Origin of the sequence: Marinobacter sp. LM1 (genome assembly GCF_042763285.1) — a bacterium.
Lineage (GTDB): Bacteria > Pseudomonadota > Gammaproteobacteria > Pseudomonadales > Oleiphilaceae > Marinobacter > Marinobacter nauticus.
This window is the reverse complement of the sequence record NZ_CP114373.1, coordinates 3,812,632-3,835,745: the sequence shown is the minus strand read 5'-3', so window position 1 is coordinate 3,835,745 and position 23,114 is coordinate 3,812,632. Positions and strand designations below refer to the sequence as shown.

Below are 23,114 nucleotides of genomic sequence, written 5' to 3'. Positions count from 1 at the left end.
TCAGAGATTGATCGGTAGCTTGAGGGTGATCTCACTGTTCGGTGCGTTGTCGGTGACTCCCACCGCCACCGTCAGGCTCATGGTGGTTGAGGACGAAAGCCGGTGCGACAGCCCAAAAGACAGTGAACCCACCTGAATTCGGTCGAAGTTGGACGAGAACAGGTCGTTGCCATGTTCAAAGGTGGTTTTGCGAATGACCGAGTGATCATAGCCCAGGCTGAACGAAGTGCGTTCATTAAACGCAAAGCCCATTCCGAAGCCGAATCTCACCACGTCGCCGGGGTCGACGGTGCCACCGTTTTCAAAGCCCTGCTCTTCCTTGATAGTCCAGGCGTAACTCAGGTTTCCGAACAGAACTGCCGGGTCGCTAGGGTAGATAAAGGAAAGTCCCGGTTCCACTGCCCAGAAGCCTGAACCGGTGGGGCGGTTGGCCAGCTCTACCCCGATGGGGTTGCCGCTGCTGTCGGTAATGATTCGCTGGTCGACATCGTAGGGGCCTTCGCCGGTGGGTGCCCGGGTCCGGAAAGTACCGATCAGGTAGGGCCAGCCATCGAGGCCATCGTTGAGCTGGTAACGTATCGATAACTCGGCATCACCGATGCCATCACCGGACGATTCCCGGACGGTATCGACTGGCGTTCCCTGAAACACTTCCCGTTCCCGAAGGTCTTCCCGAATGCTCAGGTAGGGCACCCGCAGGCTGCCTTCCAGCCGGCTGGTGAAACCGTATTTCAGGGACAGCGCGCTGACAAAGATATCGCGCTGGATCTCGGAGATATTGATCAAACCCACCAACAGGGCCGGAATGACTGTGTACCCCTCAACCGCCACGCGGGTGGCGTTACTGTGGGCATGGGAAAACGATGGCTCGATGGTAAATCGCCCGGGCCGGGTGACGATACCCCGGTCTGCGGTAATGGAAGCAATGGTAGTTGCGCTGTCCTGGGCCGCAGCTTCCCGCTGCTCGGCGGTGCCGGTGGTGCGTTCATCCGGGGCAGGGGGGGCGGCCAGGGCGAGCGGGGTGAGGCATAGGCTGAAGCTGAACAGGGCCAGACGTTTCATGACAGATCTCCATGATCGCGTTTCTTGGAAAGGCCGTGGTTCGATGGTGGTTGCAGCTGGTGTTTTTCCAGCAGTCGGTAAAACGAGACTCGGGAAATATTCAGAAGCCTCGCGGCCGCCGAGACGTTGTGATGCGTCAGGGCGAGGCTGGTCGCGATGGCCTCCTGGTCCGCCCGGGCTCTGTATGCCTCCAGGCTGAACTGATCGATGTGTGTGGGTAATTTGACCGGGGGCAAGCCCAGGTCTTCGGGCTGGATGCTTAATTGCCGGGCAAGCAGGACGGCTTGCCGAAGCCGGTTCTGCAGTTCCCGCAGATTACCCGGCCAGGAATGTGCGGCCATGGCCAGCAAGGTGGCGTTGCCAAGCCGGTAGTGTTCTCCCTCCGATGTGCCCAGGGCCCGTTGGGCCAGATATGGCAGGTCTTCCAGACGGTCTCTGAGCGGTGGCAGGGTTACCGTGAGGTTGCCAAGCCGATAGAACACGTCGCTTCTGAAGCTGCCCTCTGCGACTTTCTGGTCCAGTTGGGTATTACAGGTGGCGATCACCCGCACATCGACTCGCACGGCATGATTCGAGCCCACGGGTTCGATTGTGCCTTCCTCCAGGAAGCGCAGGATGGCAGATTGCTGCATAAGGCCAAGCTCATCGGCACCCAATAGCACCAGGGAGCCGCCGTTGGCGGCTTCGATACGACCTTTTCTGGATTTCAGTGCGTGCGTGAAGGCACCGCGCTCATGGCCGAACAGTTCGCTCTGGGTCAGGGGCTCGGGTAGCGCGGCGCAGTTGATGACCGCTATGGGGCCATGGTGGCGCGGCGAGTGTTCATGGATAAACCGGGCTGCTGCCTCCTTGCCGGTGCCGTTTTCCCCGTAGACGATGACGGGTTCCTGAGTTGCGGCGAAGCGTCGCAACAGGCTGCGGGCCTGACGAATAGCCGGTGACGGACCATCCAGTACATAGTCCTGGTAACTGAGCAGTTCCGGGCCAGTCAGGTTCGCGCTCAGGGCGTGCATGCCCCACATATGGCCAAGGCTATTGATCAGTCGTTGATGATCCAGTGGAAGAGTGTGGTAATCCTGGCAGTAGTCGCGGATCAGGCGGCACACCATCGCGTTGTTCAGTTGCTGTCGCCCGACCACCGCCAACCAGGTGGTTACCGGTAGCATTTCCAGCCAGCCTTTGGTGTTTTCCAGGGTGGGTGGGTCCTGGTCGGCGAGAACACAGACCCCAACGGGTTTGCCCAGGTAGTCGGGCATTGGGAGCACGGGGGCATGCTGACTATTGATGACGGTCATCTGCCAGCCAGGAAGGTTGGGCAGCTGTGTGTTTTCAGCATCAGGGGCCGCCGACAACCAGACAAGCGGTCGTTTCTGTTCCATAGCTTTGCTCCGGCAAAGGGACTGAACAACCGACAACGCTGTATTCGAAAACGAGAGGGGACTGCTGCGGGAACTGCTATAGTCGACCACGACCCTGTGACCTGCCTGGGCTTCCATGCAGGTAATGTCTCAGCTGATCGATAGCAGGTTTTGCACCAGAATCGGGTAATCCCGTTAATACAGATGCTTGCTAATGGTTCCCGAGCTGGCGCGGGCTCGATCTGTAAAACTTATTGACGGTTATGGAGGAAGTCGAGGGGCATGGTAGCGGATCAATGGATTGTATTTGCCGTTCTGCTTGTCACCCTGGCAGCGTTTATCTGGAACCGGTTGCGGTTTGATGTTGTCGCCATGCTGGCGCTGCTGGCGGTGGCCATTGCGGGACTGGTGCCGGTTGACAGCGTATTCGCCGGTTTCGGACACCCGGCCGTGATTACCGTGGCGGCGGTGCTGGTTATCAGCCAGGGGCTGGTTAACGGTGGTGTGGTAGACGAGGTGGCGCGGCTGCTGGCCCGGGTGGGGAACAATGCCGTGATTCAGGTGCTGACCCTGACCCTCGTGGTGGCCGTGTGTTCGGCATTTATCAACAATGTGGGGGCACTGGCGCTTCTGATGCCGGTCGCCATCTGGATGTCCCGGGAAGCCGGGCGGTCGCCTTCACTGCTGCTCATGCCTCTGGCGTTCGGGTCGCTGCTGGGCGGCACCATTACGCTGATCGGTACCCCGCCCAACATCATCATTGCCAGCTATCGAGAGGCGGGCACCTTCGGGCTATTTGACTTTGCGCCGGTGGGGCTGGCCATTAGCCTGGCGGGTATCGTCTTTATCGGATTGATCGGCTGGCGTCTGACACCGAAACGGGAGGACCCGGCCGCCGGCGAGAAACTGTTCAGCGTGGGCGATTACCTGACGGAGCTGAAACTGACCGAAGGTTCTGACTATGCCGGTAGCACCCTGCACAACCTGCTGACGGCCGGAGATAGCCAGAACAATCTGGTGGTCTTGTCGTTGATCCGCGATGACAAAACAACGCCGGCACCCTCAACTTTTACCATTCTGCGTGAAAACGATGTCCTGCTGGTGGAAGCCGATACCGAGAGTCTGGGCGAGTTTCTGGAGATCACCGGTCTGACGTTGGCTTCGGGCGCCCCGAACGAGGAAGAAAAGGATGGCACCGGAGGCAAAGGGCGTCGGCAACAGGCGGAGGATGAGCTGGTTGCCGGCGATGCCCGCTTGATCGAGGCGGTTGTGACACCCGGTTCACAGCTGGTCGGCCGTACCGCAAACCGTCTGAATCTTCGGGAGCGCTACAGTGTCAACGTCGTGGCCGTCGCCCGGCAGGGCCACCGTCTCAAACAGCGGCTGGCGGATATCCGTTTTCGTTCCGGTGATATCCTGCTGGTGCAGGGCTTCGAGGAGACGCTTCCGGCTAATCTGAGGACGCTGGGCTGTCTGCCGCTGGCTGAACGGGGGCTGGCGTTTGGCCGGGAGAAACGCCTCGGACTGGCCGGTGGGCTGTTTGCCGTTGCCATCCTCGTTATTGTCGCCGGCTGGGTGACGCCTCCCGTTGCGCTGGTGGCGTGTGCGGTCGCCATGGTGCTGGCCGGACTGCTGGAAGCCAGTGATGCCTACAAGGCCATCGACTGGTCGGTGGTGGTATTGCTGGCGGCGATGATTCCGGTGGGGCAGGCCCTGGAGACCACCGGCGGCGCCGATCTTATCGCCCGTCAGATTCTGGCCATCGGTGAGGGACAGGCGCCCTGGCTGGTGCTGTCGATTATTCTGATTGGCACCATGTTGTTATCCAATGTGGTGAACAATGCCGCGGCGGCCATTCTGGTCGCACCCATTGCCCTGGGTGTTGCTGGTCAGTTGGGGCTGTCGTCGGACGCAACGCTGATGGCCGTCGCCATCGGCGCATCCTGCGCGTTTCTGACCCCGATAGGGCATCAATCCAATGCTCTGGTCATGGAACCCGCGGGTTACCGGTTCGGCGATTATTGGCGCCTGGGGTTGCCACTGTCTGTGGTGGTCACCGCCACGGCGGTGCCGGTTATTCTCTGGGTATGGGGCTGACTGGAGCTCAGGCGTCGGGCTTGCCCAGCAGACCGCTGAAAACGGTTTCTACCAGCACCGGCGCAACCTCCCCCAGAGGCAGGCGTTCAGGTTTGGCGAGCCAGTCAAAGAACAGTCCCAGCATCTGGGTATGCACCAGATAGCCCGCCAGTTCCGGGCTCAGGCCCGGACGCAGTTTTTTCGCGTTTTCAGGACTGCGGAAAATGTCGGTCACAAAGGCAATTCCCTCTTCCGCGAGCTCCCGGTGTTTGTTCAGCGCCTGATCAGATTCGTTGCGGTGGAAGAGGATGTAGTACACCCGGAAGTACTGTTCGTCTTCGGCCAGCTTGCTGAGAGCGATAACGCAGAGATGCTTCAGGTTGGTCAGGCTGTCCTGGCTGATGGCCGCTTCATCGAGCATTTCGCCGAGCGGCGCGCGAACCCGCTCCAGCATGGCATCCAGGATGTCCTGCTTGTTGCGGAAGTGCCAGTAGACCGCGCCCCGGGTTACACCGGCGGTACGGGCAATTTCTTCCAGCGATGCCCGGGCAACGCCTTTCTCCATGAACATGCTCTCGGCGGCATCGAGCAGGGATTCGCGGGTGGCTTCCGCCTCGGCTTTTGTCTTTCTCGCCATGATGAAGTCTTCCGGTGGTGTGTTGCGCCGGCTTTGTCCCGGCCCGTCAGGGTATGAACCGCTTGCGGGAACTACGTAAGTATACCTGAAGACAGTTTACATACATACATGGATGAATGTATCTTGCCTGATCTTACCGATTGCCACTCCGGGCTGGCTGGCCCGGACACATTTACATAATTGATGACACGATCTGTTTCGGTGTTCAGGAGAGCGCGCCATGCCCGTTGAAATGTCTCATCGCCCTAACGCCCGCAAGGGGCTGCTTTTTGCTGGTTTGTCGACACTGCTGATGCTAACGGGGTGCAGCGGTCAGGATGGTGAAGGCCAGCAGGCCGGCGCGGGCGGGATGCCTCCGGCGGCGGTTGTGGTGCAACAGGCGACGCTGGCCGATGTCACGGTGAGGCAGGATTACGCCGGCCGTGCCCGGGGTGCCCGGGAGGTGGAAGTCCGGGCTCGCATCAGCGGCATTCTGGAACAGCGGCTATACGAAGAAGGCCAGATGGTGCGGGAAGGTGATGCCTTGTTCCGCATAGATCGCAAGCCCGCAGCGGCGGCACTGCAGCGAGCCCGGGCCCAGCGCCAGGTTGCCGAAGCGGATGTTCAGCAAGCGGAGCGGGAATGGAACCGTATTTCCTCCTTGTTTGAGCGTAACGCCGTCAGTGAACGGGATCGGGATTCAGCCCAGTCTGCACTGGAACTGGCCCGGGCCAACCTGGCGGTGGCCAATGCCGGCGTGGCCCAGGCTGAACTGGATCTCGGCTACACCGATGTCACGGCGCCAATCAGCGGCGTGACCAGTCTGGAGGATTTTCCGGAGGGTAGCCTGATCGATACCGGCACCCTGCTGACCACCATTGTTCAGCTGGACCCGGTTCACGTTCGCTTTGCGCTGCCGGAAAACGACGCCAACATTCGCCGTGCTGCTCGTGAGGGCATGGTACGGGCAGACCAGGAACAGAATGTCTCGGCGCGCCTGGTTCTGGCCGACGGCAGCGAATACGGCCTTGATGGCCGCATCGACTTTACCGCTTCAACCCTCGACCCCCGCACCGGCACGGTGTCGGCCCGAGCCGTGTTCCCGAATCCGGAGCATGTGATTGTGCCAGGGCAGTTTGTCCGGGTACGGGTGGAACTGCAGAGTTTTGACGATGTGATTACCGTGCCCGAGAAGGCGGTAACCCAGGGGCAGAATGGCCCCGTGGTCTATGTGGTTGATGAAGAAAGCAAAGCCCGGGTCCGGCAGGTGGAGCTTGGGCCGGTGAGTGATAGCCGGCAAATCCTTCTGAGCGGCCTGGAAGCAGGCGATCGCTACATTGTCAGTGGTCTGGTGAACCTCCGTGATGGCGCCGCCGTCAACGTCACCAATCCGGATAGCCCGGAGGAGGCCAAGTGATGCTGAGAACATTCATCGACCGGCCGATCTTCGCATCGGTTATCTCGATCATCATTACCCTTGGCGGGGCGCTGGCCCTGCTGGGTTTGCCGGTGGAACAGTACCCCAACGTGGTACCGCCTCAGGTGGTGGTGGACGGCCGCTTCCCGGGAGCCAGTGCAGATGTGATTTCAGATTCGGTGGTGGCGCCGCTTGAGCAGGAAATCAACGGCGTGGACGACATGATCTACATGGAATCCAGTGCCACTGACTCCGGCAGTTTTCGGGTGACGGTGTCGTTTGAAATCGGTACCGATCCGGACCAGGCTACGATCAACGTCAACAACCGCGTGCAGCAGGCTTTGGCCCGGTTGCCCCAGACCGTCCGGGACCAGGGCCTGAAGGTGGAATCCCGTTCCACCTCAATCCTGCAGGTGATTACCCTGTCCTCACCGGACAACTCCATGGATGTGGTGGAGATTTCCAACTACGCGCTGCTGAACGTGCTGGATGAGCTGGTGCGCCTGCCCGGCATCGGGGACGCCTCGCTGTTTGGCGCCCAGGATTACTCCATGCGTATCTGGCTGCGCCCGGACAAACTGGCCCAGTTCGAGCTGACGCCGGCGGATGTGGCCGGAGCGTTGCGGGCCCAGAATGCCCAGTTTGCCGCTGGCCGGATCGGGGCAGAGCCGGCGCCGGAAGGCCAGGCGTTCACCTTCAGCGTGTCCGCTCCGGGCCGGCTCACCAGCCCGGAAGAATTTGGCGAAGTGATTCTTCGCAGTGATGATCAGGGCGCGTCGTTGCGCCTGAAAGATGTGGCACGGATAGAGCTGGGTGCCCAGAACTACGATTTCGCCGCCATCTACAACGGCGGAGCCACCGTGCCTATGGGGGTGTATCTGCAGCCGGGCGCCAATGCGCTGGATGCAGCGGAAGCCGTCAACGAAGCCATGAAGGAAATTGCCGACCGTTTCCCGGAAGGCCTCGAATACAATGTTCCCTACGACACCACCCGCTTCATTGATATCTCCATTCAGGAGGTGATCTCCACCTTCATCGTGGCGGTGCTGCTGGTGGTTGTGGTGACCTTCCTGTTCCTGCAGCATTTCAACGCCACGCTGATTCCGTTGATCGCCATTCCGGTATCCCTGGTGGGCACTTTTGCCGGCATGCAGGCCATGGGGTTCTCGGTCAACCTGCTGACCCTGTTTGGCTTGATACTGGCCATCGGTGTGGTGGTGGATAACGCCATCATCATCATGGAAAACGCGGAACGGCTGATCAAGGAAGAGGGCATGTCGCCCTACAATGCCGCCGTGACTACGGTCAGCCAGGTATCCGGGGCCGTGGTGGCGTCCACACTGGTGCTGGTGGCGGTGTTTGCACCGGTTGCGTTCCTGGGTGGGCTCAGCGGTGAACTCTACCGGCAGTTTGCCATCACCATTGCGGTATCTGTGGTGATCTCCGGTGTCGTGGCTCTGACGCTGACACCCGCCATGTGTGCCCTGTTGCTCGGCCATGAAGGCAAACAGCTCACCGTATTCCGCTGGTTTGATGCCGGTTTCGACAAGGTCACCAATGGTTTCTCGGCGGTGGTGGACTGGCTTCTGCGCCACGCTGTGATCGGCGTGCTGCTGTTTGCCGCCATGATTGGTGGTACCGTTTTCCTGCTCAACAAGATGCCGTCCGGGCTGGTGCCCCAGGAAGACCAGGGTTTTGTGCTGACGGCTTATTCATTACCGGCCACGTCCTCCCTCAGTCGCACCGAAGCTACCCGGGACGAGCTGGCGCAGAACATGCTGCAGCTGCCTGAGGTGAAAGACGTTGTCGCCTTTGCCGGTTTTGACATTATTTCCAGTGCCTTGCGCACCAACAGCGGTGTCGCGTTCGTAACGCTGGAGGACTGGGCTGAGCGGGAAGGCGAAGGTCAGGGCGCGGCCGATATTGCCAACAAGATTATGGGTATCGGGTTTGGCATGCCGGAAGCCTTTGTTATTGCCTTCACCCCGCCACCGATCCAGGGGCTGTCGACCACCGGTGGCGTGGAAGGTTACATCCAGGCCCGTGGTGGCCGGACACCGGCCGAGATCAAGGCGATGGCCGACCGGTTCAGCCAGGCTGCGAATCAGCGCCCGGAACTGACCAACGTCCGGGTGACCCTGGATACCGGCATTCCCCGCTATCAGGCGATTGTTGACCGGGAAAAAGCCCAGGCGGCAGGTGTGCCGGTTGATCAGATATTCACCACCATGCAGAGCACGTTTGGCGGCCTGTATGTGAACGACTTTACCCTGCAGGGGCGGAACTGGCAGGTGACACTGCAGTCTGAAGGCGAATTCCGAAGCCACCCGGATGACCTGCGCAAGGTGTTTGTGCGTTCCTCCTATGGGGAGATGATTCCCCTGAGCTCACTCGTGGAGCTGGAGCGGGTGAGCGGACCGGACATCCTGAACCGCTTTAACGTCTACCCCGCGGCCAAACTGCTTGCGGACCCGACGCCGGGCCACACCACGGGCGAAGCCCTGACCGCGCTGCAGGAAGTTGCCAATCAGCAGTTTGACCGAAACACGTTGCTGGGTTGGACCGGTGAAGCCTATCAGCTGCAGGACTCTGCGGACTCCGGCACGCTCGCCTTTGGCATGGGGCTGCTACTGGTGTTTCTGATCCTCGCCGCCCAATACGAGCGCTGGGGTTTGCCGGTGGCAGTGGCTACCGCGGTACCCTTCGGGGTATTCGGGGCAGCACTGGCCTCGCTGTTGCGTGGCTTCCCCAACGACATCTACTTCCAGGTAGGGTTGCTGGTGCTGATTGGCCTGGCGGCGAAAAACGCGATTCTGATCGTTGAGTTCGCCGCCCAGAACCGGCAAACGGGCATGAGCTCGTTTGAGGCGGCCAGCACCGCAGCCCGCCAGCGCTTCCGGGCGATCATGATGACCGCGCTGACGTTCATCGTGGGTTCTTTGCCGCTGGCATTCAGTACCGGCGCGGGTGCCGTGAGCCGGCAGGAAATCGGTACCGTGGTGGTTGGCGGCATGCTGGTGGCCAGTACCCTGGCCCTGTTCTTCGTGCCCTTGTTCTACAAGCTGATCGAAGACCTGGCGGACTGGCGGCGCAAACGCAAGAAGACCGCCTGAGGTGGCCTGATTTCCGTCGCCTATCGTGCTGATAGCGACCGAACCGCCGTGGGTTTTTGCCCTCGGCGGTCTTTTTCTTTGGTACTCTTCACTGGAGTATGAAGCCGCGTCGGGAAGGCGTGTCCAAAAACCGCTCCTTGCGGCACATCCATGTGGCGCTTCTGCTCCGCCATCCATGGCTCCGCACATTTTCGGACACGCCTTCCCGACACGTCTTCCCATACCTTGGGAATAACACGAGAGAGCGTGGCACTAATGGCGGTTGACGACATGAAACCTCAGCTTCTGGCCGAACTTGAGCTGGCTCGCAGCCGGACCGAACAGCTGATTATTACCTTGCCTGAAGAGAAACTGAATGTTCCGTATCATCCGGGCGTGAACCCACCGCTCTGGGAAATGGGCCACGCCGCCTTCTTCTACGAAGTCTTTGTCTTCAACCTGCTGGACGGAACGACCAGCTATGATCCTTCCATGGATGACCTTTGGGATTCATTCCATGTCGATCACAAAGATCGCTGGAGTCGGGATCTGTTTCCGGGCCGGGAGGAAACTCTCAAGTATTTCAACACCATCTACGACCGGGTTGCCGAACGCATCAAGGGTGGGGAGCTGAGCGACCAGGAGCTGTATCTCTACCGCTACGCCATTTATCACCAGAACATGCACATCGAGTCGCTCATCTGGTGTCGGCAGACAGTCGGCTATCCGGCGCCTTTGGATTACAAAGGTGATCGGCCTGCTCCGGGCGAGTCGATCAGCGGTGATGCTCAGATCCCGGCCGGTCGCTGGGTGATTGGCATGCCCGGTGAGTCGCAACAGTACGCGACCGAAGACTTTGCCTTTGATGCCGAGAAGCCCCGTTTTGAGGTAGAGCTGCCGGCGTTTGCCATCAGTCGCACGCTGGTGAGCAACCGGGAATTCCAGGCGTTTGTAGACGATGATGGTTACAGGCGTCCCGAACTCTGGTCGTTCGGCGGCCGCAAGTGGCTGGAATCGGAGCAGGACGTCAACCTGATCCATGGGGTTGGCGAGCCAATGATGCGGCTGCCCCGACATCCGCAGTATTGGCGGTGGCATGACGAACAGTGGCAGGTACGGGTGTTCGACCGCTGGCTGCCGTTGCAGCCAGACGCCCCGGTTAGCCATGTCAGCTACTGGGAGGCGGAAGCCTTCTGTACCTGGGCCGGGAGGCGGTTGCCGACCGAGTATGAATGGGAAGTGGCGGCGCTGGGCAATAAACCCGGTGAGCCGTTCAGGCGTTTTCCGTGGGGTAATGAGTCACCGGATGCTGTGCGGGCGGATATGGATGCCCGGACCATGGCTCGCAACCCGGTGTCGGATTACCCGGCCGGCGATAGCCTGTTTGGCTGCCGGCAGATGGTGGGTTCGGTGTGGGAATGGACCAGCAACGAGTTCCTGCCCTATGACGGCTTCAAGGTGGATATGTACCCGTTCATGTCGACCCTGCAGTTTGCCACGCACAAAGTCACCAAGGGCGGTAGCTGTGCCACCTCATCCAACCTGATCCGTGGCACCTACCGGCAGGCGTATCTGCCGTTTCGCAGTGATGTTTACACCGGGTTCCGCACCTGCGCCGCCTGAATTCCTGATTTGTCCATAAGGTGACTTGCCAGGGCCACGCCGGTCTCACTCATCGTGAGGTAGGCATCATTGGCGCCGGCTTCGCGAATTTTTACGGCTTCATCGGCATACATGGTGTGCGCCACGATATAGCCCTCGAAGCCGAGCTTGCGCAGCATCCGCGCGGCGATAAGCTTGCCTTCGATGTCACTCATTGCCAGTACCACCGAGTTGAGTTCCGGCATGTGCAGACCTTCCCAAAAGGTGGTGTCTTCGGCGTCTGCAAAGACGACATTGCGCCCATCTTTCTGGTGTTTCTCGGTTTTGGCAGGGTCTGAGTCGATCCCCATGATTCGCGTTTCATGGGGCGCAAGCCAATCGTAAGCCGCAGTGCCTGTTCGCCCCATGCCCATCACCAGAACCCGTGTAGTACCCAGCGAGATAGGTTGCTCATCAGGATGACGTTTCTGACTCTCGAAACGAACCAGCTTGTGGGCAACATGCTCGTAAATACTGTGGGAAAACCGGTTGAGCGGCGCCGAAAATACAAACGACAGGGAAACCGATATCGCCAGCGGAACCAGCCATTCTGGCAGGGCAACACTGGCGACAATGAGCCCGAATTCACTGTAGTTTGTGAGTGACAGCGAGGTGAGGAAGCTACTGCGAGCCCGCAGGCGGAAAGCCAGCAGCAGGAAGTAGAACAGGATGCCTTTGAGTGGCAAGAGCAAGGCTGCTACTGCCGCAAAGATCAGAGCCTGCTGGTCTGGCAGGCCGTCAATGCCGATCTGCAGGAAAAAACCGACCAGGAAGATTTCTTTCACGCTCCAAAGGGACTTGGCCAGTTCCTGGGAACGGGGATGGTTGGCCAGCATGGCACCGAACACCAATGCACCCAATTCCGAGCTCAGACCCACGGCCTCAAACCCAAGGCCACCAACCACCAGGGCCAGCAGAAGCCCGAGCAGTACCAGCAGTTCGTCGTGCCCGCTGGCATCCAGCAGCCTGTAAAGCAGCGGCCTGAGCAACGGAAGGCCGAATACAATGACGGCCCATTCTGAGGGGGTTTTGCCGGCCGCGAGACTCATCACCACCAGTGCAATCAGATCCTGCATAATCAATATGCCAATAGCGACCCGGCCGTGGAAGGCTCTGAGTTCCCGTTTGCTTTCCAGTACCTTGGCGGCCAGTACGGTGCTGGAAAAGGACAGGGCGATCGCCAGCATCAGGGCCGTTGTCCAGTCCAGGTCAAAAATCAGGTAGAGGCCGGGGGCAAACACCACACAGGTAATCGCAAAGTGGAGCAGACTGCCGCCGATGACTTCCGGGCTGACAATGGAGCGTAGCTTCAGCTTCAGGCCGACTGTAAACAAGAGCAGCAAAACGCCAAGATGAGCAATGTGGGCCAGTACATCGGTGGGCTCTGCAGTGATGCTGGTAGTTGCGCTGAGGCCGCTGAGCACAAAGCCGGCGGCCAGATAGCCCACCAGCGGCGGCAAACCGATTCCCTTGACGAGAAGGCCGATAACAAAGGCAAAACTTATCCAGATGGCTTCAGGCATGGGCGAATCTTCTGACGACGGAATCCAAAGCTCTGAAGCCTACCTTTTTTTCGGGCTTAGCTGTAGTGGCGAATGGTTTCAGGGCTGCCGGTCGGCAAGAAAGTCCCGGAACAGGGCTGCCGATTCCTCCGGCGCCTCCACCATCGGCGCGTGGCCGATATCATCGAGAATGGCCTTGCGCGCGTTCGGGATAGCCTCAACAAAGACATCGGCATTGCGATAGTCAATTACCCGGTCGAGTTTGCCCCAGACCACCAGAACCGGCGCCTGGATGTTGGTGATGGCGTTGCGGAAATCCGGCTCGAAGCCGGTGTCTCGGATGGCCCGGAAAATGACTTCGTTGACTTCCCGGTTGGCGATGGCCTTTTCTTCCATCACGTCAAAGATCGGCCAGGGCACGAAAGGGCGTTTTTCCAGAGCGAAGTCCAGCAGGCGGTCGAAATCGCCTTCCCGTTTCGGGATGAGCGGGTTGTCGCCATCCATGACCAGGTCCACCAGCTCACTTTCATATTCGAAGATACCGGCAGGGTCGAACAGTACGGCTGTGTGAACCTGTTCTGGATGGGTGGCAGCGTAGAGGGCAGTGATGGCGCCGCCCATGGAGTTGCCCATCATGTGGAAGCGTTCCACCCCGAGCTCCTTCAGTATCTGGTGGACGTAATCTACCTGATCCTCAAAACGGTAGCCGATGTCCAGGGGTTTACTGCTGTCGCCATGGCCTGGCAGATCGAGGGCATAGATGTTGAACTCACCCTGGAACTCTTTGGCCAGACGGGTCCAGTTATCCTTGTTGGCGCCGAAGCCGTGAATCAGCACCAGGGTGTCGCCATCGACCGGTTCTTCACTGCGAAGGTAGGCAATGTCCAGATCGCCAACGGTGACCTGTGCGGCCTTCAGGCCGGCGCTTGAGCGTTCCCAGCCTATGGCGTTTTCGTAGATGCTCTGGCGGGAGCAGGCGCTGACCAGCAGGGTAACGGTCAGCAGCAGGAACAGCTTCAGGTGAGTGCGGCGCACAGGGAACTCCTTTTCGTTATGGCTATTATTGAATGCCAACACTAACCCATAAAAAAGCCCGGTCAATGACCGGGCTGACGCTGTTACTCGGCGAGCCGGAGCCTCAGCTCTGCTCCCGGGCAATGGCCCGGTAGGCAATGTCGTTGCGGTAGAACATGCCGTTCCAGCTGATTTTCTTTGCCAGCTCATAGGCCCGTTGCTGGGCTTCGGTGACGGTGTTGCCCAGAGCGGTAGCGCAGAGCACGCGGCCCCCGGCAGTGACGACATCGTCGCCGTTGAGTTTGGTGCCGGCGTGGAAGACCTTCTCACCTTCTGTTTCACCGTCCGGCAGGCCGGAGATGGCATCGCCCTTGTCGTAGCTGCCGGGATAGCCACCGGCAGCGAGTACGATGCCGACAGAGGCGCGTTCATCCCACTCGGAATCGCACGCGTCCAGCTTGCCATCCACGGCGGCCTGGCACAGTTCCACCAGGTCGGACTTCATGCGCAGCATGATCGGCTGGGTTTCCGGATCGCCAAAGCGGCAGTTGAACTCAATGACCTTGGGGGCACCGCTGGTATCGATCATCAGGCCGGCGTACAGGAAACCCTTGTACGAATGGCCTTCCGCCGCCATGCCGTTGACCGTGGGGTAGATCACCTCGTCCATGATCCGCTGGTGCACATCGGCAGTGACCACCGGGGCGGGAGAATAAGCTCCCATGCCACCGGTGTTGGGGCCGGTGTCGCCGTCGCCTACGCGCTTGTGGTCCTGGGACGTGGCCATGGCCAGTACGTTCTTGCCGTCGACCATCACGATGAAGGAGGCTTCTTCGCCGTCCAGAAACTCTTCCACCACCACGCGGCTGCCGGCATCGCCAAAGGCGTTGCCTGCGAGCATGTCGCGGATGGCATCTTCGGCTTCTGCCAGGGTCATGGCGACGATTACACCTTTACCGGCAGCCAGGCCGTCGGCTTTAACCACGATGGGTGCGCCTTTTTCACGCACGTAGGCGAGGGCCTCGTCGACATCGGTGAAATTGGCGTAGTCGGCGGTGGGAATCTTCTGGCGGGCCAGGAAGTCCTTGGTGAAGGCCTTGGAGCCTTCCAGCTGGGCGGCGCCAGCGCTGGGACCGAAGATGCGCAGGCCGCGCTCTTCAAACTTGTCCACCACGCCGGCCACCAGCGGGGCCTCCGGGCCAACGATGGTCAAGCCGACGTTGTTCTGCTCGGCGAAGTTGGCCAGGCCGTCCAGGTCCATCACGTCCAGGTCGACGTTTTCCAGATTCGGTTCCCGGGCGGTGCCGGCGTTACCCGGGGCGACAAACACTTTATCCGCTTGCGGTGACTGGGCGGCTTTCCACGCCAGAGCGTGCTCACGTCCGCCACTGCCAATAACCAGAATGTTCATGTGTTACTCCTGAGTTCTTTGATCAGTGACGGAAATGGCGCATGCCGGTGAAGACCATGGCAATGCCATGCTCGTTGGCGGCATCGATCACTTCCTGGTCGCGCATGGAGCCGCCTGGCTGAATCACGGCGGTAATGCCGGCTTCGGCCGCGGCATCGATGCCGTCACGGAACGGGAAGAATGCATCCGACGCCATGACGGAACCCTTCACTTCCAGGTTTTCGTCGGCGGCTTTGATGCCTGCAATCTTGGCGCTGTAGACGCGGCTCATCTGGCCGGCGCCGACGCCGATGGTGCGACCGGCTTTGGCATAGACAATAGCGTTGGATTTAACGTACTTGGCCACTTCCCAGGCGAACAGCAGGTCGTTGAGTTCCTGTTCGGTGGGCTGGCGCTCGGTGACCACTTTCACGTCTTCCATAGCTACCATGCCCAGGTCACGATCCTGCACCAGCAGGCCACCGGTCACCCGCTTGTAGTCCATGGTCTGGGCGCGTTCACCGTCGAATTCGCCGCAGGCCAGCAGGCGTACATTCTTCTTGGCGGCCACAATCTCGACCGCTTCCGGCGCTACGCTCGGGGCAATGATCACTTCCACGAACTGACGGTCCACGATGGCTTTGGCGGTTGCCGCATCCAGTTCCCGGTTAAAGGCGATGATGCCACCAAAGGCGGAGGTGGGGTCGGTGGCAAAGGCCAGGTCGTAGGCCTGCAGGATGTCGGCACCGATGGCCACGCCACAGGGATTGGCGTGCTTGACGATGACGCAGGCCGGGTCGGCGAAGGGTTTGACGCACTCCAGCGCCGCATCGGTGTCGGCCACGTTGTTGTAGCTCAGTTCCTTGCCCTGAAGCTGTTTGGCGGTGGCGACACAGGCTTCCTTCGGGTGGCGCTCGGCGTAGAAGGCAGCGCGCTGGTGCGGGTTCTCGCCGTAACGCATATCCTGAACTTTCACGAACTGGGCATTGAAGGTGCGGGGGAAGTCGGCGTTGTCGTTATCCGGGGTACGCCCGCCCAGATAGTTGGCAATAGCACCGTCGTAGCCGGCGGTGTGCTCGAAGGCCTTCACGGCGAGGTCGAAGCGGGTGCTGTAGGTCAGCTCGCCGTCGTTGTCCGCCAGTTCTTTCAGAACGCGGTTGTAGTCGGATGCGTTCACGACAATGGCAACATCGTTGTGGTTCTTGGCGGCGGCACGGACCATGGTAGGGCCGCCAATGTCGATGTTTTCAATGGCGGTGGCCAGGTCGCAGTCCGGGTTGGCCACGGTGTCCTCGAACGGGTACAGGTTCACCACCACCATGTCGATGGGGTTGATTCCGTGCTCAGCCATGATGGCATCGTCGGTGCCACGACGGCCTAGAATGCCGCCGTGGATTTTCGGGTGCAGGGTTTTGACCCGGCCATCCATCATTTCCGGGAAACCGGTGTAATCGGACACTTCGGTGACCGGTACCTTGTTTTCCTTGAGCAGGCGGAAAGTTCCGCCGGTGGAGAGCAGCTCAACGCCGCGTTCGGTGAGGGCACGGCCGAAATCGACGATGCCGGTTTTATCACTCACGCTGATCAGGGCGCGACGGACGGGGGTGTTTGCCTGGTTTGCCATGGGTCACTTTCTTCGCTGGTCAGATAAGCCGGATTGTAAGCCTGGGTGCAAATAACAAGGGCCTCGCGAACGCATCCGGGAGGCCCTTGTGGGGTCAGGTCTGATTATAGCAGACCGTATTGCTTGAGTTTCTTGCGCAGGGTGCCGCGATTCAGCCCGAGCATGGTGGATGCCTTGGTCTGGTTGTTGCGGGTGTATTTCATCACCTGCTCCAGCAGCGGGGCTTCCACCTCTGACAGTACCAGCTGGTACACGTCGGTTACCGGCGCGCCATCAAGTTGCTCAAAGTAGTTCTTCAGGGCAACTTCTACGCTGTCACGCAGGGTGACGCTGTTGCCGCTGTGGTTTACCGTGTGCAACTGATGCAGATCATCGTTGGCCGGGGTGCTTAGGGATTGATTTGCCAAAGTCTCAGCGGTCATGCTGCGAATACCTCTTCATTTCGTAAGCCTGCAAAATACTGTGCGATGCTGTCTTTCTGCTCCAGCGCATCATCGATGGCGTTGAAGCGTTGTCGGAACTGTTTGCTGTCATCATGGGACTGCAGATACCAGCCCACGTGTTTTCTGGCGATACGCACGCCCATCAATTCGCCGTAGAAACGGTGCAGTTCTTCCAGGTGCCCGGCGAGAATGCGCTCCACTTCATCCATGGGCGGTTGCGGCAGGTGTTCTCCGGTTTCCAGATAATGAAGTATCTCCCGGAAAATCCAGGGCCGGCCCTGGGCACCCCGGCCAATCAGCAAGCCGTCGGCACCGGTATGGCTGAGTACCTGCCGGGCCTTCTCCGGCGTGGTAATGTCGCCGTTGGCGAACACCGGTATGCCAACGCTGGCCTTGACCTGAGCGATGGTGTCGTACTCCGCGTCGCCGTTGTATTTGTCCGCGCGGGTGCGGCCGTGTACGGCCAGAGCCTGAATGCCGGCATCTTCCGCCATCCTGGCGATGACCGGGGCATTGCGGTTGTCTCTGTCCCAGCCGGTTCGCATTTTCAGGGTCACCGGCACATCTACCGCCTTCACCACGGCTTCCAGAATTTCCCGCACCAGCTTCTCGTCTTTCATCAGGGCCGAACCGGCGGCCTTGTTGCAGACTTTCTTGGCGGGACATCCCATGTTGATGTCGATGATCTGAGCACCGAATTCAGCGTTTTGCCGGGCGGCATCGGCCAGCATTTCGGGGTCGCCGCCAGCGATCTGGACCGATCTGGGCTCCGGTTCGCCTTCGTGATTCAGGCGAGTCCGGGATTTACGCGTATGCCAGAGCTTGCTGTCCGCTATGACCATTTCCGATACCGCCAGCCCGGCCCCCATTCGCCGACATAACAGCCGGAAAGGGCGATCGGTTACACCGGCCATGGGTGCAACAATCAGTGGGTTGGGCAGGGTGTACGGCCCGATTTTTGCCGTTGGCAGCATGATCTGAGTCCGTGTCACAGCGGGTTAAGCAAAATTCGGCTGGAGCGGCTGTTCAATTTCTGACCGCTCCGGTCTCCGAAGGGCGGTAATGATACCGCCGGGGGCAAGCTGATTGAAGGGGCGAAAGCGTTAAAAAATTGATTATTTTTCGCGCTTTCTGGTTGACTTTTGCGCTGTCAACTGTCGGCCCGCAGGCTATTGATTGGCGTCAAGGTGCCCAGGAGCGAAAGCTCAGATTGTAGTTGACGGCATCCCGCCCGGGGTCGCGTATCCGGATGGCGATCCGCACTGGCGTCTCCACCGGCATACTGGCAAGTTCTGCGGCCTCACCGGCCAGGTACTCTTCCGGTGTAAAGGTGCTTTGGGCCACCACATCGCCATTGAGGTTGGAGAAGGTCAGTGCGATGGCGGGGAATGGCTGCTCGAAGCCCGCGCGGTTGAGGATCACGGCATCGACAATGAGTTGATCCCGGTTCTCCGGGTCTGTGCGCACCACCAGCTTACGGCTCTGGATAGCCTCGACATTCACCAGGGGTTTGAGTTCACACCCGGCAATTTCGCAGCCCTTCTCGTAGAACGGGCGCAGCTGGGGAATGGCGGAAAGCCGGTCAAACTGGTACCAGGTAACCTGGGCAATCAGCACGCCCAGCAGGGCCACTACCGCCAGTACCCAGAACACGGTTCTGAGCCGGCCGCCGCCGTTCCCGATGGAGACCGGGTCGCGCCGCAGGTCATGGTAGAGGGTGTCTGGTGCCGCTTGCTTGCGGGTACGGCTGACAATCGGGTCGCCCACACGATCGTCATCTGCCAGGCTGAGGTCCGTGATATCCGGTTCCGTGGACGGCTCCGCTGAAGTGACCTCGTTGGCGGGCAGGGTTGTTTCATTGGACTCGCTGTCCTCACGGCGCAGCGGCTCCGGCCGTGTTTCGGCAGCAGGGGGCGTCTGAAGCGATGCCTGTTCCGGTTCGGGCTGCGGCTGGGCAGGACGCTGAGGCTTCGCTGATTCTGGCTGAGCCGATGGCTTGGCGGGCTCGTCGTCGTTGAGCATGGCCTCGGCCCAGCTCTCGTCGATATTCTGGTTTTCCGGCGTCAGGTCGTCGTCGCTGAAGCTGGATTCCTCGGGCTCGTCGAAATTGCGGAAGCTGTCGCTGAGCTCATCATCTGAGAACGTCAGTTTGCTGCCGGCATAGCGGCCTTCGGTGGCATCTTCCTCGGGGTTGTCCGCAAAGATCAGTTCCTCTTCATCGTCGAACCGGCCGGGCTTTGCTGCTTCGGTTTCAGGAGCGGATTTCGAGGGTGGCTGGCTGGTCCCGGCTTTATCCTTGCCGGAGACCACCTGATGTTCGACCGCATTGAAAATCTTCATGCAGTTCCCGCAGCGTACCTTGCCCCTGGCGACGCTCAGCTGTTCGTCTGTTACCCGAAAACGGGTTTCGCAGTTGGGGCATTGGGTCTGCAGGCTGCTCTGGGTCATGCTTCGTTCCTGAAAGCTCGATCTCTGGTCGATCACTACGATGGAGGCAGTTTAGACATAAACGCCTGTGTCGTCATCCGTCCTTGCGCCGTCCTGTGAGGCGTATCCAGTCTTCTTTCTGTTCCGGCTCGTCCATAATGAACCAGGGCTCATAGGCTTCCATCACGTCACGGGCCTGATTGAACAGGATGCCGGACAGTACCAGATCCCCGCCGGGCCTGGTCAGTTCGGCCAGTCTCGGTGCCAGGCCGATCAGCGGCTGGGCAAGGATATTGGCCAACATGATATCGGCTCGGGTGTCCGGATCGTTGCCGGGCAGGTACAAATCCAGGCGGTTATCTTCAACGCCATTCCGGCGGGCGTTGTCACGGCTGGCTTCCAGGGCTTGGGGATCGGTATCGACGCCAACGACATGTTCTGCCCCCAGTAACAGGGCGGCCAGGCCCAGAATGCCGGAGCCACAACCGTAGTCGGTCACTTGCTTGCCCGCGACATCCTGGCCGTCAAGCCATTCCAGGCACAGCGCGGTGGTCGGGTGGGTGCCGGTGCCGAAAGCCAGGCCGGGGTCGAGCAACAGGTTGGCGGCGTCCGGGTCTGGCGCCTCGTGCCAGCTGGGCACAATCCACAGGCGTTCACCGAACTGCAGCGGGTGGAAGTCGTCCATCCAGGCCCGCTCCCAGTCCTTGTCTTCCACCAGGGTAACGTCAATGTCGGCCAAAGACTGTTGGGTCTGCTGGTGCCAGGCGTCGCGAATCTCCGCCAGTAACTGTTCGATATTGCGATCAGACTGGAACAGGCCAGTGACGGTGGTCTGGCTCCAGAGGGGGGTGGTGCCCGGGTCGGGCTCGTACAGCGGCTGGTCGGCGGCGTCTTCCATGGAAACGGCGTCGGCGCCCATTTCCATTAACAGATCTTCCAGCTGATCCGCAGTGTCCGGATCAGCTGGAATCTGGAGTTGTATCCAGGGCATGGTTAATCCCGCATCAGTTTCTCAAGGTAGTGGATGGTGAAGTCTACCTGTTTAAAGCCACCATCGCGTACCAGTTTTCGATGCAGGGGTTGGTTGGTCTTGATGCCCTCGACCAGCATTTCGTCCAGCGCATTCTTCATGCGCCGGCGGGCGATCTCCCGGTCGTCGCCCCAGGTGATCAGTTTGGCCACCAGGGAATCGTAGTACGGCGGTACGGTGTAGCCGCTGTACAGGTGGGAATCCACGCGGATGCCGTTGCCGCCAGGAGCGTGGAAATGACTGATCTTGCCAGGGCTGGGAACGAAGGTTTTCGGGTCTTCGGCGTTGATCCGGCATTCAATGGCATGGCCGGAAATGTGGATCTGGTCCTGGCTGTATTGCAGTGGCAGACCGCTGGCAATACGCAGCTGCTCGCGCACAATGTCCACACCAGTGACCATCTCAGAGACCGGATGCTCAACCTGTACCCGCGTGTTCATTTCAATGAAGTAGAACTCGCCGTCCTGATACAGGAATTCGAAGGTGCCGGCGCCGACGTAGCCGATTTCCTTGCAGGCATCCACGCAGGCCTTGAGCGTTCGCTCGCGGGATTCCTGGTTGATGTTTGGCGCCGGCGCTTCTTCAATGACCTTCTGGTTGCGGCGCTGCATGGAGCAGTCCCGGTCACCCAGATGGATGACGTTGCCGTGCATGTCGGCCAGAACCTGGACTTCCACGTGGCGTGGGGTTTCCAGGAACTTCTCCAGATACACGGTGGGATCGCCGAAGGCATTCTTGGCTTCGCTCTGGGTGATCTGTACTGCTTTCAGCAGGGCGGCTTCAGAGTGCACCACCTGCATGCCTCGGCCACCACCACCAGAGGCCGCCTTGATCATCACCGGGTAGCCAATCTGCTTCGCCAGCTTGAGGGTGCGTTCGTCGTCGTCCGTTAGCGGGCCGTCGGAGCCGGGAACGGTGGGTACGCCGGCCTTTTTCATGGCTTCGATGGCGGACACCTTGTTACCCATCAGGCGGATGGTCTCTGCACGGGGGCCGATAAAGCGGAAACCGCTTTTTTCGACCTGCTCCGCGAAGTCGGCATTCTCGGCCAGGAAACCGTAACCCGGGTGAATGCCCACGGAATCGGTCACTTCAGCGGCGCTGATGATGGTCGGGATATTGAGGTAGCTGTCTGTGGCACTGTTCGGGCCAATGCAGACAGATTCGTCGGCAAGGCGAACGTGCATCAGGTCGCGGTCTACCTGGGAATGTACCGCCACCGTTTTGATGCCCAGCTCCTTGCACGCACGGAGAATACGCAGGGCGATTTCACCGCGGTTTGCGATCAGAACTTTTTCTAACATGGCCATGGTTAGCAATCACCGAATTCAGGAAATGACGACCAGGGGCTGGTCAAACTCAACCGGCTGGCCATTCTCGACCAGGATTTCGGTAACGGTACCGGCCTTGTCGGCTTCGATCTGGTTCATCATCTTCATGGCTTCAACGATGCAGATCACGTCGCCCACGTTAACTTTCTGGCCCACTTCAACAAAGGAGCTGGCGGTGGGGGACGGCGCACGGTAGAAGGTACCAACCATCGGGGATTTCACGGCGTGGCCGGAGAGCGCTGCTGGGGCTGAAGATTCCGCAGCCGGAGCGGCTTCAGCCGCAGGTGCCGGAGCTGGGGCAGCCTGGGGGGCTGGTGCCGCGTAATGGCTGACGTAATGTCCACCGGCGGCGGGCTCGCGACGGCGGGAAATGCGAACCGAATCGTCGCCTTCCTGGATCTCCAGTTCTTCGACGTCTGATTCCTCAAGGAGCTCAATGAGTTTCTTGATTTTGCGAATATCCATAACTGTTCCAGTCCCGTTTCTGTGTTCTATCGGTGAATTCGTTGCAGGGCTGCCTTCAGGGCGAGATCGTAGCCCTGGCTGCCCAGCCCGCAGATAACGCCTTCGGCGATATCTGAAAAATAAGAGTGATGGCGGAAAGGTTCCCGCGCATGCACGTTTGAAAGATGCACTTCAATAAAGGGAATGCCCGACGCCAGCATGGCATCCCGAAGGGCCACGCTGGTGTGGGTGAAGGCGGCGGGATTGATGATGATGAAATCCACCCCTTCAGCCCTGGCTTCATGCACTCTTTCTATCAATTCATATTCCGCGTTTGACTGCAGGTGTAACAGATGATGGCCTTTCTCAGCCGCCTTGCTGCGCAAGCGGTCGTCTATATCGGCCAGGGTTTCGTGGCCATAGACCTCGGGCTCTCGGGTTCCGAGCATATTCAGGTTCGGGCCGTGGAGCACAAGAATGGTCGACATGGTTCTGTCTGCCTTGATGGTTTTTTAACAGGATCGCCGAAGATGACGGCACGTTACCCCAATGGTGCGTGCTTGTTATCCCCAGATCAACACTTTTTGACAATCCTGCCGGTTGTCCATTGCTCTGAAAAGGTTACACAGCAACCTGCTGTCACGCGA

18 protein-coding genes are annotated in these 23,114 nt (G+C 59.8%); 4 read left to right on the top strand and 14 right to left on the bottom strand.

Annotated elements, in window-relative coordinates; translation table 11 throughout:
* Together OZ656_RS17975 and OZ656_RS17970 are read right to left on the bottom strand one after the other, a co-directional pair.
* Positions 1–1,062, bottom strand: a complete 1,062-nt coding sequence (locus tag OZ656_RS17975) for a transporter (RefSeq protein ID WP_153740501.1) — start codon at positions 1,060–1,062, stop codon at positions 1–3.
* Positions 1,059–2,441: a sigma-54 dependent transcriptional regulator gene (locus OZ656_RS17970; protein ID WP_153740502.1), complete on the bottom strand. Its 1,383-nt coding sequence runs from the start codon at positions 2,439–2,441 to the stop codon at positions 1,059–1,061. The genes OZ656_RS17975 and OZ656_RS17970 overlap by 4 nt, the downstream gene beginning before the upstream one ends.
* Before the next feature lie 261 nt (positions 2,442–2,702).
* On the opposite strand from OZ656_RS17970, the gene OZ656_RS17965 reads away from it, so the two are divergent.
* Positions 2,703–4,517: an SLC13 family permease gene (locus OZ656_RS17965; protein WP_379944770.1), complete on the top strand. Its 1,815-nt coding sequence runs from the start codon at positions 2,703–2,705 to the stop codon at positions 4,515–4,517.
* Positions 4,518–4,524: 7 nt separating this feature from the next.
* On the opposite strand, the gene OZ656_RS17960 is transcribed toward OZ656_RS17965, so the two are convergent.
* Positions 4,525–5,133, bottom strand: a complete 609-nt coding sequence (locus tag OZ656_RS17960) for a TetR family transcriptional regulator (protein WP_379944769.1) — start codon at positions 5,131–5,133, stop codon at positions 4,525–4,527.
* A 220-nt stretch (positions 5,134–5,353) separates the two neighbouring features.
* Here OZ656_RS17960 and OZ656_RS17955 point away from each other — a divergent pair, with 220 nt between their 5' ends.
* The 3 genes from OZ656_RS17955 (at position 5,354) to senA (ending at position 11,244) form a co-directional block, all read left to right on the top strand.
* Positions 5,354–6,529, top strand: a complete 1,176-nt coding sequence (locus OZ656_RS17955; RefSeq protein WP_286714494.1) for an efflux RND transporter periplasmic adaptor subunit — start codon at positions 5,354–5,356, stop codon at positions 6,527–6,529.
* On the top strand, positions 6,529–9,642 hold the full coding sequence (locus OZ656_RS17950) for an efflux RND transporter permease subunit (protein ID WP_379944768.1): 3,114 nt from the start codon (positions 6,529–6,531) through the stop codon (positions 9,640–9,642). Before OZ656_RS17955 ends, OZ656_RS17950 begins: the two co-directional genes overlap by 1 nt.
* A gap of 270 nt (positions 9,643–9,912) precedes the next feature.
* Positions 9,913–11,244 (top strand): selenoneine synthase SenA, encoded by a 1,332-nt coding sequence (gene senA / locus OZ656_RS17945; RefSeq protein WP_379944767.1) that lies wholly within the window; start codon positions 9,913–9,915, stop codon positions 11,242–11,244.
* On the opposite strand, the gene OZ656_RS17940 is transcribed toward senA, so the two are convergent.
* The 11 genes from OZ656_RS17940 to aroQ all read right to left on the bottom strand — a co-directional run bounded on the left by OZ656_RS17940 (position 11,214) and on the right by aroQ (position 22,955).
* The gene (locus tag OZ656_RS17940; RefSeq protein WP_379944766.1) at positions 11,214–12,785 is read right to left on the bottom strand and encodes a cation:proton antiporter; all 1,572 of its coding nucleotides are present in this window, start codon (positions 12,783–12,785) and stop codon (positions 11,214–11,216) included. The genes senA and OZ656_RS17940 overlap by 31 nt on opposite strands.
* 78 nt (positions 12,786–12,863) lie before the next feature.
* The gene (locus OZ656_RS17935; protein WP_379944765.1) at positions 12,864–13,799 is read right to left on the bottom strand and encodes an alpha/beta fold hydrolase; all 936 of its coding nucleotides are present in this window, start codon (positions 13,797–13,799) and stop codon (positions 12,864–12,866) included.
* Positions 13,800–13,902: 103 nt separating this feature from the next.
* Positions 13,903–15,189 (bottom strand): phosphoribosylamine--glycine ligase, encoded by a 1,287-nt coding sequence (gene purD, locus OZ656_RS17930; protein ID WP_379944764.1) that lies wholly within the window; start codon positions 15,187–15,189, stop codon positions 13,903–13,905.
* Between the two features lie 22 nt (positions 15,190–15,211).
* Complete coding sequence (gene purH, locus OZ656_RS17925) at positions 15,212–16,792, bottom strand: bifunctional phosphoribosylaminoimidazolecarboxamide formyltransferase/IMP cyclohydrolase (RefSeq protein ID WP_379944763.1); 1,581 nt, start codon at positions 16,790–16,792, stop codon at positions 15,212–15,214.
* 104 nt (positions 16,793–16,896) lie between these two features.
* Positions 16,897–17,214: a DNA-binding transcriptional regulator Fis gene (fis, locus tag OZ656_RS17920; RefSeq protein WP_011786861.1), complete on the bottom strand. Its 318-nt coding sequence runs from the start codon at positions 17,212–17,214 to the stop codon at positions 16,897–16,899.
* Entirely contained in the window at positions 17,211–18,209 is a 999-nt protein-coding gene (dusB, locus tag OZ656_RS17915) for a tRNA dihydrouridine synthase DusB (RefSeq protein WP_379944762.1), read from the bottom strand. Before dusB ends, fis begins: the two co-directional genes overlap by 4 nt.
* 208 nt (positions 18,210–18,417) lie before the next feature.
* The gene (locus tag OZ656_RS17910) at positions 18,418–19,683 is read right to left on the bottom strand and encodes a DUF3426 domain-containing protein (RefSeq protein WP_379944761.1); all 1,266 of its coding nucleotides are present in this window, start codon (positions 19,681–19,683) and stop codon (positions 18,418–18,420) included.
* Between the two features lie 73 nt (positions 19,684–19,756).
* Positions 19,757–20,653 carry a 50S ribosomal protein L11 methyltransferase gene (gene prmA / locus OZ656_RS17905; RefSeq protein WP_022993098.1) on the bottom strand — a complete coding sequence of 299 codons (897 nt, stop codon included), beginning with the start codon at positions 20,651–20,653 and terminating at the stop codon, positions 19,757–19,759.
* Between the two features lie 2 nt (positions 20,654–20,655).
* Positions 20,656–22,002: an acetyl-CoA carboxylase biotin carboxylase subunit gene (accC, locus tag OZ656_RS17900; RefSeq protein WP_011786857.1), complete on the bottom strand. Its 1,347-nt coding sequence runs from the start codon at positions 22,000–22,002 to the stop codon at positions 20,656–20,658.
* An 18-nt stretch (positions 22,003–22,020) separates the two neighbouring features.
* Entirely contained in the window at positions 22,021–22,488 is a 468-nt protein-coding gene (accB, locus tag OZ656_RS17895) for an acetyl-CoA carboxylase biotin carboxyl carrier protein (RefSeq protein ID WP_022993097.1), read from the bottom strand.
* Positions 22,489–22,514: 26 nt separating this feature from the next.
* The gene (gene aroQ / locus OZ656_RS17890; protein WP_011786855.1) at positions 22,515–22,955 is read right to left on the bottom strand and encodes a type II 3-dehydroquinate dehydratase; all 441 of its coding nucleotides are present in this window, start codon (positions 22,953–22,955) and stop codon (positions 22,515–22,517) included.
* Positions 22,956–23,114: the final 159 nt, after the last annotated feature.